Annotated in this window: 1 protein-coding gene; it reads right to left on the bottom strand. The window is 62.8% G+C overall.

Going from position 1 to position 234, the window contains the following annotated elements; translation table 11 throughout:
- On the bottom strand, positions 1-234 hold a 234-nt coding region (locus tag RTW80_RS30905; protein WP_409415352.1), incomplete at both ends, for a substrate-binding domain-containing protein.

The raw sequence follows: 234 nt of genomic DNA, 5'->3' as shown, positions 1-234 counted from the left end.
CCCTTTTGCCACTTCAGACGCCACCGGGATGCGCTCAACCCGGTGCGCTTTATCGTGAACCTGGCCGTCGATGCCCAGCTTACGGAACAGCTGACTCTCTACATACCGGCCGCTGGCGCTGTCGGAATAAGCTATGGAATGCGCCTTCAGCAGCGTTTGCCGCAGGGCAGGCACCGTACTGATATCCGGCACCGGCGCGCCCGCTTTGACGACCATCCCGACGGGCGAATCCGC

Source organism: Escherichia sp. AM3 (genome assembly GCF_032029835.1).
GTDB lineage: Bacteria > Pseudomonadota > Gammaproteobacteria > Enterobacterales > Enterobacteriaceae > Escherichia > Escherichia coli.
This window is presented reverse-complemented; position numbering and strand designations above follow the sequence as displayed.